Source organism: Mesoterricola sediminis (assembly GCF_030295425.1).
GTDB classification, from domain to species: domain Bacteria; phylum Acidobacteriota; class Holophagae; order Holophagales; family Holophagaceae; genus Mesoterricola; species Mesoterricola sediminis.
In genome coordinates, this window is record NZ_AP027081.1 from 3,126,248 (window position 1) to 3,140,058 (window position 13,811).

The window sequence follows — 13,811 nt, forward strand, 5'->3', positions numbered from 1 at the left end:
GCCAATCGAACATTCATTCATGCCTTGGCGCTCGGGCTTGCAACGCCCCCCAGGCATGGCCCCAGGAAGGACCTGCCCCATGGAACCAGGGAAGAAGGCCATAGACCAAGCCATTCTAAGGATTACGTCCCAGACGGCCATCCCCGACCAGGCCACGCTCCTCAGCCTCCTCGCCCAGGAGGGCTTCAGCCTGACCCAGGGCACCCTCTCCCGGCGCCTGGCCAAACTGTCCATCCGCAAGCGCCAGGGACGGTACCAGCGGATCGCCACCGGCACCCAGGCGCCGCCGCCCTACGCCCTCGTGCCCGCCTCCCCAGGCCTGGTGGTCCTGCAGACGGGCCAGGGGATGGCGCAGAGCCTCGTCCAGCGCCTGGACCGGAGGGCCCTGCCGGGCGTGGCGGGCCTGGTGGCCGGCGACGACACGGTGCTCGTCGCGCTCCAGCGCGGCACCCGCGTGGAAGAGGTCCAGGCGGGCCTCAGCCTGATCCTCGGCCCCCCGCAGGAACGTGTCTGAAGGCACTTCCCGGCCGGAGCCCCGGCCCGGGACCCACGTACCGGATGGACGGGGCTGCCGCTTCCAGCCATAGTGAAGCCAGGAGAGAACCTCTGATGGCACCTCGTAAATCCACAAAGCCTGACGCCGCCCCCGTTGCTGGTACGCCGGACGCGGAGCCCAAGGCCAAGCCCGCGAGGACCCGCGCCCGGAAGGCCGAGCCCGTCCCCGAACCCATCCCCGCCGCGGCCGAGACCGCCGAAGCCCCGGCCCCCAAGGCCGCCCGGACCCGGGCCCCCCGCAAGGCCAAGGCCGAGCCCGAGCCCGCCCCGGCCGTGGAAGCCGCCCCCGAGGCTCCGGCCGCGCCGGCCCCCGCCGCCGCGCCCGCCCCGGACCCCGGCCTCGTCACCCCCCAGGCCCTCACGGTGCTCCAGGCGATCCATGCCGGCGCGGCCGTCGAACTCCTCTTCCAGGACGCCGACGCCAACCCGCCCCGGACCTTCGAGCCCCGCCAGCTGATCTTCGACACCTTCGCCAAGGCCTGGTACGTCTGGGGCTGGGACCGCCGCTACAACGCCGAGCGCCACCACCGCCTCGACATCATCGCCCAGGTCTCCCTCGTGGAGGGCATGGGCCGCGCCGCCCAGGGCCCCTACAAGGAGGGCACCCCCGCCAACCACGTGGGCGGCTGGCTCGGCGGCGAGCCCATCCAGGTGAAGGCCGTGCTGCTCAAGCAGTGGATCTTCGCCGTGCGGCAGGCCCCGGCGCCCTTCCCCGAATTCCGGATCGAGGAGCAGGAGGAGGGCAAGGCCCTCGTCTCCTTCACCGGCACCGACCTCCGCGCCATCGCCCGCTGGGCCATGCAGTTCGGCGACGGGATCCAGGTGCTGGAGCCCCAGCGCCTCCAGGACCGCATCAAGCAGGTGGGCATCACCTGGGGCGGCAAGGTCGCCGCCCCCGCGGCCCCGGCCCCCAAGCCCGCGCCCCGGCCCGAACCCCGCCCGGAGCCCCGGCCCGAGCCCCGGGAATCCCACGCCGAGCCCCGCCGGCGCCCCGAGCCGCCCCGCCAGGCCCCCGAGGCCCCCAAGCCCGCCAAGGCCGGCCGCATCGAGATCCGCATCGACCGGCTCTGATCCGGCGACCCGGTTCCAGGGAGGGCCGCCCCGGCCACCGGGGCGGCCCTCAGGCTTTCCCGCCCCGCGCGATCCATCGGGAGGCCAAGCGGCTGAAGGCCCGCTCCCGGCGCACCTGGGCCCGGTAGCCCGAGCAGGCGGTTCCCAGGTCCCGTTCCGGACAGGCGGCGCAGGCCTCCCGGTGGGGCCCCCGGCGGCGGTAGGCCCGCAGGTAGAGGGCCAGGATCCCGGCCACGCCGGCCGCCAGGAGGAAGCCCCCCACGCGGCCCGGGCGGAGGGCGGCGCCGACGGTGAAGCCCGCGAGGGCCGCCGGCAGGAGCCGGGAGAGGAGCTTGGGCGGCCGCAGGCGGGCCAGGGCCGCGGCCCAGGCGGCGCCCAGGGCGGCCAGGGCCGCCGGCACGGCCAACGGCAGGGGCGGCAGGGCGCCCCCCAGGACCAGGCCCGCCCCGAGGCCGGCGCCCCCCAGGAGGCAGCCCCGGCAGAGCCGCCACCGCCCCAGCGCCACCACCTCCCCGCGGTAGGCGCCGCAGAGGGGGTGGTGGGCGAAGCGGTGGAAAGCGTGGGCCCGGCGGGCTAGGCGATCGATCTTGCGGGCGAGGGCCGGATCGAGCCCCGGGCGGGTCACTGGGCCTGCTTGGCCCTGAGCACCACGGCCGTCCCGTAGGCCACGATCTCGTTGGTGTTCTGCATCAGCTCGCCGGAATCGAAGCGGAAGCCCAGGATGGCGTTGGCGCCCATCTCCCGGCAGTGCCGCTCCAGGCGGTTCATGGCCTCGTTGCGGGACTCCCCGGCCAGCTCGGTGAGCATGGTGATCTCCCCGCCGAAGATCTGCTGGCAGCCGGCGCAGGCCGTGCCGATGACGCTGCGGCTGCGGACGGTGATGCCCCAGCAGGGGCCCACCACCCGCTCGATCTCCATCCCCGGGGGCGGATCGAAGGTGGAGAGGATGGGGATCTGGTGCATGGTGATGTGGGACATGCGCTCCTCCTAGTGTGCGCGGAACAGGGGCAGGACGATCATCAGGAGGCCCATCCAGGCCGTGCAGATGGCGGCGCCCGCCGCATTGAGCCGGAGGGTCCGGCGGGCCGCGATCCAGGTCAGGACCAGGGTGGCGAAGGTGAACAGGTCCATGCTGTTGTACAGGGCGTGCAGCTTCGGCTGTTCAGGAGCCAGGTAGAAGCCCAGGGAGGTGGGGGAGAGGGCGTCGGGGGTCGCGCCGCCGAAGTTCCTCAGGCCGCAGATGATGGCCAGGAGGATGGCCCGGGGCAGGCCCACCAGGCTGGAGACGGTGACCGCCGAGAAGGCCTGGGCGTAGCCGGGGCGCTCCCCCTCGGCCAGGCCCTTGCCGACGAGCCAGAACACCAGGGCCGACAGGAGGAAGGTCAGGACCATGAACACGAGGCCCACGGGGAGGCCCACGGGGAGCATGAACTTGCCCTGCATCCGGATGATCTCGTCGATGCGTTCGGGGGGCACCTTCGGGTTGGCCTCCAGCACCGGCCGGAGCATGGCGTCCACGTCCACGCGCAGGGCCCAGATCGCGGTGACGACCGCGTTGGCGGCCAGGAGCAGGCCCAGGGCCCCGCCCCAGACGGGGGTGGCGCGGAGGCGGTCGAAGAGGGCCCCCGGCTCCGTGAAGACGCCCGTGAGCTGGTCCATCAGCCCCGGCGCGGCGGGCGCCGGAGGCTCCTGCTGGCTTCCGTACAGGCTCTCGGTAGGCGGATAGGGTTCCATGGGGACCTCACACAGGTGGTTTCCTGGATTCTCGCACCGCGGGCCCAAGGCTCCTAGCCCTGGATCCAATCCGCCTCGAGCCCCAGGAGCAGGTCCACGGCCCGGCGGCCCCGGGGACCCGGATCCACCGTGAATTCATTGACCCAGGCCCGCACGTAGCGGCCGATCATCTCGTCGTCCATGCCCCGGCCGAAGCTCTGGGCGTAGGCGACGCTCTCCGCATGGCGCGCCATGGCGGTGACGACGCTGCGGCGCATGAGGGCGGCGAAGCGCGCCTTCACCGGCGCGGGGAGGTCCTTGCGGATGGCGTTGCCGCCCATGGGCAGGGGCAGGTCGTGCGTCTCCTTCCACCAGGCGCCCAGGTCCACCACCTTGTGGAGGCCCAGGGCCTGGTACATCAGCTGGCTTTCGTGGATGAGGAGGCCGGCGGCGAAGGTTCCCGCCGCCACCTCGTCCAGGATCCGGTCGAAGGGCACGAGCTCCACCTTCACCCCGGGCAGCCAGCGCCGGAGGGAGAGGTAGGCGCTGGTGCGCAGGCCCGGCACGGCCACCGTGACCCCGGCCAGGTCCTCCCGGGACAGGGGCGCCCGGGACACGACGACGGGCCCCGTCCCCTCCTGGATGCTGCTTCCCGCCGTGAGCAGCTGGTAGGTGTCCCGCAGTTCCGGGTAGGCGCCGAAGCTGATGGCCGTCACCTCGTACCGCCCCTCCAGGGCCTCCCCATTGAGGGTCTCGATGTCCTTGCGCACGAAGCTGAACTCGAAGCCCTCCGGGTCCAGCCACCCGAGGGCCAGCGGGGCCATCATGTAGGCGTCGTCGGAATCGGGGCTGTGGGCGATGGTCAGGCGCATCAGGCGGCCTCCGGGGAGACGGGGCCGGGCGTCGCCGGGAGGCCCCGAGGGGGTTGCAGGGGGGAGGAAGGGCGCGGGGCCGCCCCGGTCATCGGGAGGCCGCGTGGAGGGTCAGCTTGTCCTTGATCCGCTCCACGGCCTTCACGGCCAGGGCGTAGCCGGGGTTCTCCCGGACGGCGCTCCGGTAATGCTCGAGGGCCAGGTCCAGCCGGTCCAGGGCCTCGTACACGCGGCCCAGGTTGTAGTGGGGATAGCAGTAGCTCTCGTACCGCTTGGCCTTCAGGGCCATGTGCAGCCAGGGGATGGTGTCGTCCAGCTGCCCCAGCTCCAGGTAGTAGGCGCCGATGTCGTTGTAGGGGTTCCCGTACTCGGGATCCAGGTCGATGGCCCGGTGGCAGTCCGCGATGGCCGCCTGGAAGTCCTTCTGGAAGCTCCGCGCCCAGCCCCGGTACGTGAAGGCCTCGGGGGTCGGGAGGACCTCCAGGCTCCGGGAATAGAGCTCGATGGCCCGGTCAACCTCACCCCGCATGTGGTGCTGGTAGGCCTTGCTGACGAGTTCCATCGCCTCTTGCTTCTTCTCTTCGGTGCTCATGGCAGGGCCTCGATGGCCCTCCATCATAGGATGAAACCGGCCCCGGCTTGAAGCGCCAGGCCCGGAGGGGGGCCCGGGCCTCACAGCCCGGCCTGGAACCTCAGCAACCGCACCGCCTGCCAAAGGATGGTGATCCCCATCCCGCCCACCATCACGCCGCCCAGGCGCAGCAGCCCGCTGCGCAGGGCGGGGCTCAGGCGCGTGGCGGCCAGGCCCAGGCCCAGGAGGATGGGCAGGTTCCCCAGGCCGAAGGCGGCCATGCCGGCGGCGCCCATGCGCCAGCTGCCGGCGTCCAGGGCCTTGAGCAGCATCATGTAGACGAGGCCGCAGGGGATGAAACCCCAGGCGAGGCCCAGGAGGTAGGGCGCCCCGCCCCACTTCAGGCCCCGGCCCAGGAAGCGCTGGAGGAAGCCGGGCATGGAAAATTCAAGAAGACCATCCGCCCGCCGGCCCATGGCCATGAAAAGGCCCAGGAGCAGCATGAGGAAGCCGATGCCCAGCTTCACATAGATCTGCCAGGGCCAGGCCTGGGCCGCGATCAGCTCGGCGCCCTCCGGCCGGCAGCAGGCGTGCATGTCCTGGACCGTCTGGAGGCGGGCGAAGCCGCCCAGGAACCCGATCAGGCCACCCAGGACGGCGTACGTGGTCACCCGGCCCGCCTGGAACAGCAGGTGCCGGGGCCACAGCCGGCCCCCCTGCCGGGCCTGGGCCAGCCCGAAGGCCGCGACGACCGGACCGCACATCCCCGCGCAGTGCCCGATGGAGCCCAGGAGGCCGGCGATCCACATCACCAGGAGCCAGGGGGCCGCGTGGGGCTGGTTGAGCCAGTGTTCGAGCATGGGGGGGGACCTCCCGGCGATTGTACAGGCAAATCCCCCCGGTCCCGGACCGGCTATCCTGGAGCCATGACCAACGAGACCCCGGGCACCTACTGCCAGAACTGCTTCACCTGGAATCCCGGGGAGCGCGAGATCTGCCGCAAGTGCGGCACGCGCCTCCTCATCGTCGCCGGGGACCAGGCCTGGGAGGAGACCGAGGAGATGGAGGCCGAGGACGACCTCGACGAGCATCTCCTGGAGCGCATCACCGGCCTGGAGGAGACCCTGCGCCGGGTGGAGACCTACCTGGAGACCGTCTCCGACCAGCTGGGGCGCCTGGAGCGCTCCGAGGTCATGCTCCGCAACGGCCTCATGAGCCTCGTGCAGGAGATGGAGCAGAAGGGGCAGCTCGACGGCCGCGCCTTCTCGTCCCGCTGGGAGCAGCTGGTGGAGGAGAACCTCCAGCTGATCAGCGCCCGGGAGCTGTTCACCCGGTACCGGGCCCGCATCCTGCCCATCGCCAAGCCCAAGGCCGCCAGCCAGTTGCGCCGGGCCCTCCTGGAAACCTCCGCCCTGCTGGACAACGGGCAGCTCCCCGAGGCGGCGACCCGCCTGGGCGAGGCCCTGGCCCTGGACCCCCGCAACTATGAACTGGTCTTCACCGTGGCCGCCCTCAAGGAGGTCGCCCAGGCCTGGGAGGAGGCCGAACAGCTCGCACGCCGGGTCGTCCAGCTCAGCCCCCGCCACTTCGAAGGCTGGATGCTGCTGGCCAAGGTGCTCCAGGACGACCCCGACCGCTCCGACGCGGCCATCGAGACCCTGCGCATCGCCGCCGACATCCGGCCCGACGAGGTGAGCCCCCGCATCCAGCTGGCCGAACTCCTCCTCGAGGCCGAGGACCTCCAGGCCGCCCAGGAGTCCGCCCAGGACGCCGTGAACATGCAGCGGGACGGCGAGACCCTCTCCCTCCTGGCCGAGGTGCTCCTGGCCCGGGGCGAGGCGACCAAGGCCATCGCCCTCCTCAAGGAGGCCTCCGGCCACCTGCCCGGTGATTTGCGGGTGCGGGAACTGCTGGCGGAAGGCTACATCCTTGCGGACGAGCGAGCCAAGGCCTTCTCCATCCTCGCCGAACTCCTCCGCCAGCACCCCGGGGATCCCCAGCTCCTCCTCCTCCTGGACGCCGAGAACGCCCAGCAGCTCCGGAGCGCCCGGGGCGGCAAGGCCGAGGCCCGGTTCATCCTGGACGACGCCGAGGACTGGCTGGCCGAGGGCAACCTGGGCGAAGCCGAGGCCGCCCTGCGCAAGGCCCGCCGCCGGGAGCGCAGCGAACGCCTGGACTGGCTGGAGCTGGACGCCGCCTTCCACCGGGACCCCAAGGGCCAGCTCGCCAAGGCCATCCAGTTCGCCTCCAGCGGCCGGCATCCCCGCCTCTGCTTCATGGCCATGCGCCTGGCCGTGGACCATGCCATGGACCGGAACGACGAGCGGACCTTCAACCTGGCCCTGGAGGCCTTCCTCCAGGCCCATCCCAAGAGCAGCGGCGCCTGGGAGGCCTCCATCATCCGGCTCGCCCAGAAGCTCATGACCGGCCGCGTCAACGATGCGGACCTCCAGCAGGTGCGCAACCTGCAGGCCAACCCCCTGCCCGGGCAGGAGGCCCGGGCCCGGACCCTCCTCGGCCAGTACCTCCTGGAACTGGGGCAGGCCCGGGAAGTCGTCCAGCTTGTGGATCCGGTCATAGCCAACGAGCCGACGATGATCAATCATTTCCAGTTGGGGACGGCCCTGGCCGCCCTCCGCGAGCGGGACGAGGCCCTGGCGGTCCTGAAGGACGGACTGGACGCGGACCCGGGCGACCTGCCCGAGGGCCAGGTCGAGCTGCTCCGGACCCGGATGGAACGGCTGGTCCAGGATCTCGAGCGCCAAACCGGCCATCATTAAACGGAACGTGACAAAGTTGACAAAACTGGTCATGATTATGGAATGAGGTAGGGGCCGGTATGGGTACGTCGCTTCAGCAGGTCACAGGTCAGGAATACAAGTACGGGTTCGTCACCGACATCGAATCCGACAGCGTGGCGCCGGGGCTCGATGAGAGCGTCATCCGCCACATCTCCGCCAAGAAGGGGGAACCCGACTGGCTGCTCGAGTTCCGCCTCAAGGCCTACCGCCATTGGCTGACGCTGACGGAGCCCGAATGGGCCAACGTCTCGTACCCCAAGCCGGACTTCCAGAAGATCGTCTACTACTCCGCGCCCCGGGCGAAGGAGCCCAAGTACAAGAGCATGGACGAGGTCGATCCCGAGCTCCTGAAGACCTTCGAGAAGCTGGGCGTGCCCGTGAACGAGCAGAAAGCCCTCGCCGGCGTGGCCGTCGACGTGGTCTTCGACAGCGTCAGCGTCACCACCACCTACAAGGCCAAGCTGGCGGAGGTGGGCATCATCTTCTGCAGCTTCAGCGAGGCGGTGCGCGAGCACCCGGACCTCGTGAAGAAGTACCTCGGCTCGGTGGTGCCCTACACGGACAACTTCTACGCCGCCCTCAATTCCGCTGTCTTCACAGACGGCTCCTTCTGCTTCATCCCCAAGGGCGTCGCCTGCCCCATGGACCTGTCCACTTACTTCCGCATCAACAACAAGGAGTCCGGACAGTTCGAGCGCACGCTCATCGTCGCCGAGGAGGGGGCCTCCGTCAGCTACCTGGAGGGCTGCACGGCCCCCCAGTTCGACGTCAACCAGCTGCACGCCGCCGTGGTGGAGCTGGTCGCCCTGGACGACGCCAGCATCAAGTACAGCACCGTCCAGAACTGGTACGCCGGCGACAAGGACGGCAAGGGCGGGATCTTCAACTTCGTCACCAAGCGTGGCCTCTGCAAGGGCCGCAACGCCAAGATCAGCTGGACCCAGGTGGAGACCGGCTCGGCCATCACCTGGAAGTACCCCGGCTGCGTGCTGCTGGGCGAGAACAGCGTGGGCGAGTTCTACAGCGTCGCCCTCACCAACCACCTCCAGCAGGCCGACACCGGCACCAAGATGATCCACATCGGGCGCAACACCCGGTCGACCATCATCTCCAAGGGCATCTCCGCCGGCCGCAGCGCCAACAGCTACCGCGGCCTCGTCAAGGTCCTGCCCAAAGCCGAGGGGGCGCGCAACTTCAGCCAGTGCGACTCGATGCTGATCGGCAGCACGTGCTCCGCCAACACCTTCCCCTACATCGAGGTCGACAACGCCACCGCGAAGGTCGAGCACGAGGCCACGACGAGCAAGATCGGGGAAGAGCAGCTCTTCTACTTCCAGCAGCGCGGCATCCCGGCCGAGGACGCCATCTCCATGATCATCAACGGCTTCTGCAAGGACGTGTTCCGGGAGCTGCCCATGGAGTTCGCCGTCGAGGCCACCCGCCTGCTCAGCCTCAAGCTCGAAGGGAGCGTGGGCTGATGGAGGGAAACCCGGTTTCCCCTTCCCGGCGGTCCTCCGCGGACCCGCTGCGCGCCGCTGCATGAAGGAATCGAAATGACCCTGGAGAACAGCATGCTTTCCATCAAGAATCTGACGGCAAGGATCGGCGAGAACGACGTGCTCAAGGGCATCGACCTGGAGATCGGGGCCGGCGAGGTCCACGCGATCATGGGCCCCAACGGGAGCGGCAAGTCCACCCTCGGCAAGGTCCTGGCCGGCCACCCCGCCTACGTCGTCACCGGGGGCGAGGTGATCTTCCAGGGACGGAACCTCCTGGAGATGGAGCCCGACGAGCGCAGCCGCGCGGGCGTCTTCCTGGGCTTCCAGCACCCCATCGAGGTGCCCGGCGTCTCCAACGCCTCCTTCCTGCGCCTCGCCTACAACAAGAAGGCCGAGGCCACCGGCAGGGACGAGCTCGACCCCCTGGAGTTCGACGACTTCATCCGCGAGCGCCTCCAGGTGGTGAAGATGGACCCCGCCTTCCTGGACCGCAGCCTCAACGAGGGCTTCTCCGGCGGCGAGAAGAAGCGCAACGAGATCCTGCAGATGTGCGTGCTGGAGCCCGCCCTGGCCATCCTGGACGAGCTGGACTCCGGGCTCGACATCGACGCCCTCCGGGTGCTGGGCGAGGCGGTCACCGCCCTGCAGGCCCCCGACCGCGCCCAGCTGATCATCACCCACTTCCCCCGGATCCTCGAGACCATCCAGCCCCACAAGGTGCACGTCCTCAGCGGCGGCCGCATCATCCGCACCGGCGGCAAGGAGCTCGCCCTGGAGCTCGAGGAGCGCGGCTACGACTGGCTGAAGGAAGAGGCCGCGGCGGGGAGGTCGTGATGGTGGCCGTGGAAGCCGCGCCCTTCGCGGAGCGCCTCCTGGCCCTGCCCCGCCCCTGCGAGTGGACGGAGCTGCGCGCCCAGGCCGAGACGGCCCTCGCCGGCGCCGCCCTGCCGGGCACGCACGAGGAGGCGTGGAAGTACACCGACCTGGCCCCCCTGCGCGGGCTGGACTTCGGGCCCGCCCCCGCCGCCGAGGCCGACATCGCCCCCCACATCCTCCCCGAGGCCCGGGGCACCCGCCTCGTGTTCGTGAACGGCCGCTACGCGCCCCACGCCAGCAACGTGGCCAGCCTGCCCCCCGGGGTGCGCCTCATGAACCTGGGGTGCTCCTCCGAGATGGCCAAGGGCCTCGGCTCCCTGGCCGGCGCCGGACAGGACCCCTTCTCCGACCTCAACCTGGCCCGGTTCCAGGACGGCGCCCTCCTCGTCGTGCCCAAGGGCGTGCGGGTGGAGGTCCCCCTCCACGTCGTCTTCCTGCAGCAGGGCGGCGAGGCCCCCGCGGCCGTCCTCCCCCGCCTCCACGTCGTCCTCGAGCGCGGCGCCTCCGCCGTCCTCGTGGAGGAGTACGCCGGCGCGGGCACCTACCTCACCGCCGCCGTCACCGAGGTCCTCCTGCGGGAGGACGCCCAGCTCGTCCACGACCGGGTCCAGCGGGAATCGGCCGAGGCCTTCCACGTCAGCCGCCTCGCCCTGCGCCTGGACCGCGGCGCCCGCTACGAGGGCCGCACCATCAGCCTGGGAGCCCGCCTGTCCCGCTCCATGCCCCACGCGGCCATGGCCGCCGAAGGCGCCGAGCTGACCCTGGACGGCCTGGCCCTCCTGGACGGCGCCCGCCTCGCGGACACCCACTCCGTCATCGATCACCTGGTGCCCCACTGCACCAGCCGCCAGGCCTTCAAGGTCATCGCCGACGGCGCCTCCCGGGGCGTCTTCAACGGCAAGATCTTCGTGCGGCCCGGGGCCCAGAGCACCGACGCCCGCCAGCAGTGCCGGGGCCTCCTCCTGTCCCCCACCGCGAAGATCGACGCCAAGCCCGAACTGGAGATCTTCGCCGACGACGTCAAGTGCGCCCACGGCGCCGCCATCGGCCAGCTCGATCCGGAGGGGCTGTTCTACCTCCGCAGCCGGGGCCTGGATCCCGACCTGGCGAGGAACGTCCTCACCTACGCCTTCGCCGCCGACGTGCTGACCGGGATCCCCGTCGCCAGCCTGCGCCGCCAGCTCCGGCAGGCCGTCCTGGCCCGCACCCGCTCCAGCGCCCTCAAGGCCCTGTCATGACCACCGCCGTCCTCCCCCTCGACGTCCCCGGGATCCGCCGGGACTTCCCCGCCCTGACGACCCCCTTCCACGGCAAGCCCCTCATCTACCTGGACAGCGCCGTCTCCAGCCTCACCCCCCTGCCGGTGGTGGAGCGCATGAGCCGCTACCAGAGCTTCGAGCACACCAACGTGCATCGCGGCGTGTCCACCCTCAGCCAGGAGGCCACGGACCGCTTCGAGGAGGCCCGGGAGAAGGTGCGGGCCTTCATCAACGCCCCCAGCGTCAAGCAGATCGTCTGGACCCGAGGCACCACGGAAAGCATCAACCTCGTCGCCCAGACCTTCGGGCGCCGGAACGTCCACGCCGGCGACGAGATCCTCCTCTCCGCCATGGAGCACCACGCCGACATCGTGCCCTGGCAGCTGCTGGCCGAGGAGCGCGGCGCCACCCTCCGGGTCATCCCCATGAACGACGACGGGGAGCTGATCCTGGACGGCCTCGACGACCTGATCAACGAGCGCACCCGGCTCGTGGGCGTCACCCACGTCTCGAACGTCCTGGGGACCATCAACCCGGTCAAGGAGATCATCGCCCGCGCCCACGCCAAGGGCGTGCCCGTCCTCGTCGACGGCGCCCAGGCGGTGCCCCACCTCCACGTGGACGTGGTCGACCTGGACGCGGACTTCTACGTCTTCTCCGGCCACAAGCTCTCCGGCCCCACGGGGATCGGCGTGCTCTACGGGAAGCGGGAGCTGCTGGAGGCCATGCCCCCCTGGCACGGCGGCGGCAGCATGATCCTCTCCGTCACCTGGGAGAAGACCACGTACGCCCCCGTCCCGGCCCGGTTCGAGGCCGGCACCCCCCCCATCGCCCAGGCCATCGGCCTCGGCGCGGCCATCGACTACGTGACGGCCCTCGGCCTGGACCGCATCGCCGCCCACGAGCACGCCCTCCTGGCCTACGCCACGGAGCGCCTCCAGGCGATCCCCGGCCTGCGCATCATCGGGACCGCCCGGGAGAAGGCCTCGGTCATCTCCTTCGTCCTGGACGGCATCCACCCCCACGACATCGGGTCCATCCTCGACCACGAGGGCGTGGTCGTCCGGGCGGGCCACCACTGCGCCCAGCCCGTCATGACCCGCTTCCAGATCCCCGCCACCACCCGGGCCTCCTTCGCCTACTTCAACACCCGGGAGGACGTGGACGCCCTCGTCTCTGGCATCCTGAAGGTGCAGGAGATCTTCCAGTGAGCGACCCCCGGGAGCTGTACCAGCAGGTCATCATCGAGCACAACAAGAAGCCCCGCAACTTCGGGGACCTGGAGCCCTGCACGCACCAGGCCCACGGCCTGAACCCCCTCTGCGGGGACGACATCGTCCTCAAGCTGGTGGTCGAGGACGGCCTCGTGAAGGACATCCGCTTCCAGGGCCACGGCTGCGCCATCTCCAAGGCCTCCAGCAGCCTCATGACCGTCAACGTCAAGGGCAGGACCCAGGCCGAGGCCGAGGTGCTCGTGGAGCAGTTCCGCGCCATGATCCGGGGCACCCTGGACGTGGAGCACCAGGCCCACGACCTGGGCCGCCTCACCCTCTTCTCGGGCGTGAAGGACCTGCCGAGCCGGGTCAAGTGCGCGGTGCTCCCCTGGGCCACCCTCCACAGCGCCCTGCACGGGGAAGACACGACCAGCACGGAATAGGACGGCCCCCATGCCCAAGATCGCGGAGATCGAGTACACCCCCAACCCCAACGCGGTGAAGTTCCAGCTCAAGGAACCCGTGGCCGTAGGCTTCCCCAAGGCCTTCCGCGACGCCGAGATGGCCGAGCACGACCCCCTGGCGAAGGGCCTCTTCGCCGTGGGGCACGTGGTCTCGGTGTTCATGCAGGACAAGTTCATCACCGTCACCAAGGACGACGGCATCGGCTGGACGGAGCTCCTGCCCAAGCTGGCGCCCCCCATCCGGCAGGCCCCGTCCGCCGCGGGCCAGGCCGCCGCCCCCCCGCCCCACTGGGAGGCCCCCCAGGTGGACGAGAACGACCCCTTCATCCAGCAGATCCGCAAGGTGCTGGGGGAGAGCATCCTGCCCGCCCTGGCCGCCGACGGCGGAGGCCTGGAGATCGTCGGCCGCCACGAGAAGCAGGTGATGATCCGCTACCTGGGCGCCTGCGGATCCTGCCCCTCCGGCCTCACCGGCACCCTCATGGCCATCGAGGGCATCCTGAAGAAGGAAGTGGATCCCGAGATCGTGGTGATCACCGTCTAGGGAGCGTCCGGCGTCTCATAGGCATAATGATCAGTTAGGTTGAACTTATAGCCCAAGATCGCGTACGGATGAACCAAGAGACTTGGCGGACGCGGCCCAAGCCCAACCTTCCGACCCACCCGGTCTCCTAAATCCGTAAGTCGAGTAACTCGGATTTTGGGACCGGGTAAGCCGTGTCGATGTGGCCCCGAAATCCGAAAAGTCGAAAAGTCGTCATGCCGGCTGGATGGGCGGCATAAGGGTTTGAGGCCTGCGTTGGGGCCATGTTCATTCGTTCCGTGCAGACCTCCCAGGGCAAGGTCGGCACATCATTCAACAAGCATCAGCTGGTTGAAAGCTACCGGGCGGAAGCGGGACCTAGGCAGCGCCTGA

15 protein-coding genes are annotated in these 13,811 nt (G+C 70.3%); 9 read left to right on the plus strand and 6 right to left on the minus strand.

Annotated elements, in window-relative coordinates; genetic code table 11:
• Nucleotides 1–79: 79 nt before the first annotated feature.
• Together R2J75_RS13695 and R2J75_RS13700 are read left to right on the plus strand one after the other, a co-directional pair.
• A complete protein-coding gene (locus R2J75_RS13695) occupies nt 80–514 on the plus strand; it encodes an arginine repressor (protein ID WP_316410387.1) in 435 nt (144 codons plus the stop codon).
• Nucleotides 515–609: 95 nt separating this feature from the next.
• Complete coding sequence (locus tag R2J75_RS13700) at nt 610–1,626, plus strand: helix-turn-helix transcriptional regulator (protein WP_316410388.1); 1,017 nt, start codon at nt 610–612, stop codon at nt 1,624–1,626.
• Nucleotides 1,627–1,675: 49 nt separating this feature from the next.
• Here R2J75_RS13700 and R2J75_RS13705 read toward each other — a convergent pair whose 3' ends face one another.
• The 6 genes from R2J75_RS13705 to R2J75_RS13730 all read right to left on the minus strand — a co-directional run bounded on the left by R2J75_RS13705 (nt 1,676) and on the right by R2J75_RS13730 (nt 5,642).
• The gene (locus tag R2J75_RS13705; RefSeq protein WP_279342759.1) at nt 1,676–2,251 is read right to left on the minus strand and encodes a hypothetical protein; all 576 of its coding nucleotides are present in this window, start codon (nt 2,249–2,251) and stop codon (nt 1,676–1,678) included.
• Nucleotides 2,248–2,604 carry a YbjQ family protein gene (locus R2J75_RS13710; RefSeq protein ID WP_243334158.1) on the minus strand — a complete coding sequence of 119 codons (357 nt, stop codon included), beginning with the start codon at nt 2,602–2,604 and terminating at the stop codon, nt 2,248–2,250. The genes R2J75_RS13705 and R2J75_RS13710 overlap by 4 nt, the downstream gene beginning before the upstream one ends.
• A 9-nt stretch (nt 2,605–2,613) precedes the next feature.
• The gene (locus tag R2J75_RS13715; RefSeq protein WP_316410389.1) at nt 2,614–3,360 is read right to left on the minus strand and encodes a YIP1 family protein; all 747 of its coding nucleotides are present in this window, start codon (nt 3,358–3,360) and stop codon (nt 2,614–2,616) included.
• A 53-nt stretch (nt 3,361–3,413) separates the two neighbouring features.
• Nucleotides 3,414–4,211: an MqnA/MqnD/SBP family protein gene (locus tag R2J75_RS13720; RefSeq protein WP_243334156.1), complete on the minus strand. Its 798-nt coding sequence runs from the start codon at nt 4,209–4,211 to the stop codon at nt 3,414–3,416.
• A gap of 88 nt (nt 4,212–4,299) precedes the next feature.
• Nucleotides 4,300–4,803: a tetratricopeptide repeat protein gene (locus R2J75_RS13725; RefSeq protein WP_243334154.1), complete on the minus strand. Its 504-nt coding sequence runs from the start codon at nt 4,801–4,803 to the stop codon at nt 4,300–4,302.
• Nucleotides 4,804–4,883: 80 nt separating this feature from the next.
• A complete protein-coding gene (locus R2J75_RS13730) occupies nt 4,884–5,642 on the minus strand; it encodes a sulfite exporter TauE/SafE family protein (protein ID WP_243334152.1) in 759 nt (252 codons plus the stop codon).
• Nucleotides 5,643–5,708: 66 nt separating this feature from the next.
• Between R2J75_RS13730 and R2J75_RS13735 the strand changes: the two genes are divergently transcribed.
• The 7 genes from R2J75_RS13735 (at nt 5,709) to R2J75_RS13765 (ending at nt 13,439) form a co-directional block, all read left to right on the plus strand.
• Nucleotides 5,709–7,562, plus strand: coding sequence for a tetratricopeptide repeat protein (locus R2J75_RS13735; protein ID WP_243334150.1), 1,854 nt, complete (start codon nt 5,709–5,711; stop codon nt 7,560–7,562).
• A 59-nt stretch (nt 7,563–7,621) separates the two neighbouring features.
• Nucleotides 7,622–9,061, plus strand: a complete 1,440-nt coding sequence (gene sufB, locus R2J75_RS13740; protein WP_243334148.1) for a Fe-S cluster assembly protein SufB — start codon at nt 7,622–7,624, stop codon at nt 9,059–9,061.
• Between the two features lie 75 nt (nt 9,062–9,136).
• Nucleotides 9,137–9,916 (plus strand): Fe-S cluster assembly ATPase SufC, encoded by a 780-nt coding sequence (gene sufC / locus R2J75_RS13745; RefSeq protein WP_243346992.1) that lies wholly within the window; start codon nt 9,137–9,139, stop codon nt 9,914–9,916.
• A complete protein-coding gene (sufD, locus tag R2J75_RS13750; RefSeq protein ID WP_316410390.1) occupies nt 9,916–11,196 on the plus strand; it encodes a Fe-S cluster assembly protein SufD in 1,281 nt (426 codons plus the stop codon). The genes sufC and sufD overlap by 1 nt, the downstream gene beginning before the upstream one ends.
• The gene (locus R2J75_RS13755; RefSeq protein WP_243334142.1) at nt 11,193–12,428 is read left to right on the plus strand and encodes a cysteine desulfurase; all 1,236 of its coding nucleotides are present in this window, start codon (nt 11,193–11,195) and stop codon (nt 12,426–12,428) included. Before sufD ends, R2J75_RS13755 begins: the two co-directional genes overlap by 4 nt.
• On the plus strand, nt 12,425–12,874 hold the full coding sequence (gene sufU, locus R2J75_RS13760) for a Fe-S cluster assembly sulfur transfer protein SufU (RefSeq protein ID WP_243334140.1): 450 nt from the start codon (nt 12,425–12,427) through the stop codon (nt 12,872–12,874). Before R2J75_RS13755 ends, sufU begins: the two co-directional genes overlap by 4 nt.
• Nucleotides 12,875–12,884: 10 nt before the next feature.
• Nucleotides 12,885–13,439: a NifU family protein gene (locus tag R2J75_RS13765; RefSeq protein WP_243334138.1), complete on the plus strand. Its 555-nt coding sequence runs from the start codon at nt 12,885–12,887 to the stop codon at nt 13,437–13,439.
• The last annotated feature ends 372 nt before the right edge of the window (nt 13,440–13,811 follow it).

What these genes read in the sequence shown, in the direction of transcription:
- R2J75_RS13695 (WP_316410387.1), top strand. Translation starts at nt 80, where the DNA reads ATGGAACCAGGGAAGAAGGCCATAGACCAAGCCATTCTAAGGATTACG.
- R2J75_RS13700 (WP_316410388.1), top strand. Translation starts at nt 610, where the DNA reads ATGGCACCTCGTAAATCCACAAAGCCTGACGCCGCCCCCGTTGCTGGT.
- R2J75_RS13710 (WP_243334158.1), bottom strand. Translation starts at nt 2,604, where the DNA reads ATGTCCCACATCACCATGCACCAGATCCCCATCCTCTCCACCTTCGAT.
- R2J75_RS13715 (WP_316410389.1), bottom strand. Translation starts at nt 3,360, where the DNA reads ATGGAACCCTATCCGCCTACCGAGAGCCTGTACGGAAGCCAGCAGGAG.
- R2J75_RS13720 (WP_243334156.1), bottom strand. Translation starts at nt 4,211, where the DNA reads ATGCGCCTGACCATCGCCCACAGCCCCGATTCCGACGACGCCTACATG.
- R2J75_RS13725 (WP_243334154.1), bottom strand. Translation starts at nt 4,803, where the DNA reads ATGAGCACCGAAGAGAAGAAGCAAGAGGCGATGGAACTCGTCAGCAAG.
- R2J75_RS13730 (WP_243334152.1), bottom strand. Translation starts at nt 5,642, where the DNA reads ATGCTCGAACACTGGCTCAACCAGCCCCACGCGGCCCCCTGGCTCCTG.
- R2J75_RS13735 (WP_243334150.1), top strand. Translation starts at nt 5,709, where the DNA reads ATGACCAACGAGACCCCGGGCACCTACTGCCAGAACTGCTTCACCTGG.
- sufB (WP_243334148.1), top strand. Translation starts at nt 7,622, where the DNA reads ATGGGTACGTCGCTTCAGCAGGTCACAGGTCAGGAATACAAGTACGGG.
- sufC (WP_243346992.1), top strand. Translation starts at nt 9,137, where the DNA reads ATGACCCTGGAGAACAGCATGCTTTCCATCAAGAATCTGACGGCAAGG.
- sufD (WP_316410390.1), top strand. Translation starts at nt 9,916, where the DNA reads ATGGTGGCCGTGGAAGCCGCGCCCTTCGCGGAGCGCCTCCTGGCCCTG.
- R2J75_RS13755 (WP_243334142.1), top strand. Translation starts at nt 11,193, where the DNA reads ATGACCACCGCCGTCCTCCCCCTCGACGTCCCCGGGATCCGCCGGGAC.
- R2J75_RS13765 (WP_243334138.1), top strand. Translation starts at nt 12,885, where the DNA reads ATGCCCAAGATCGCGGAGATCGAGTACACCCCCAACCCCAACGCGGTG.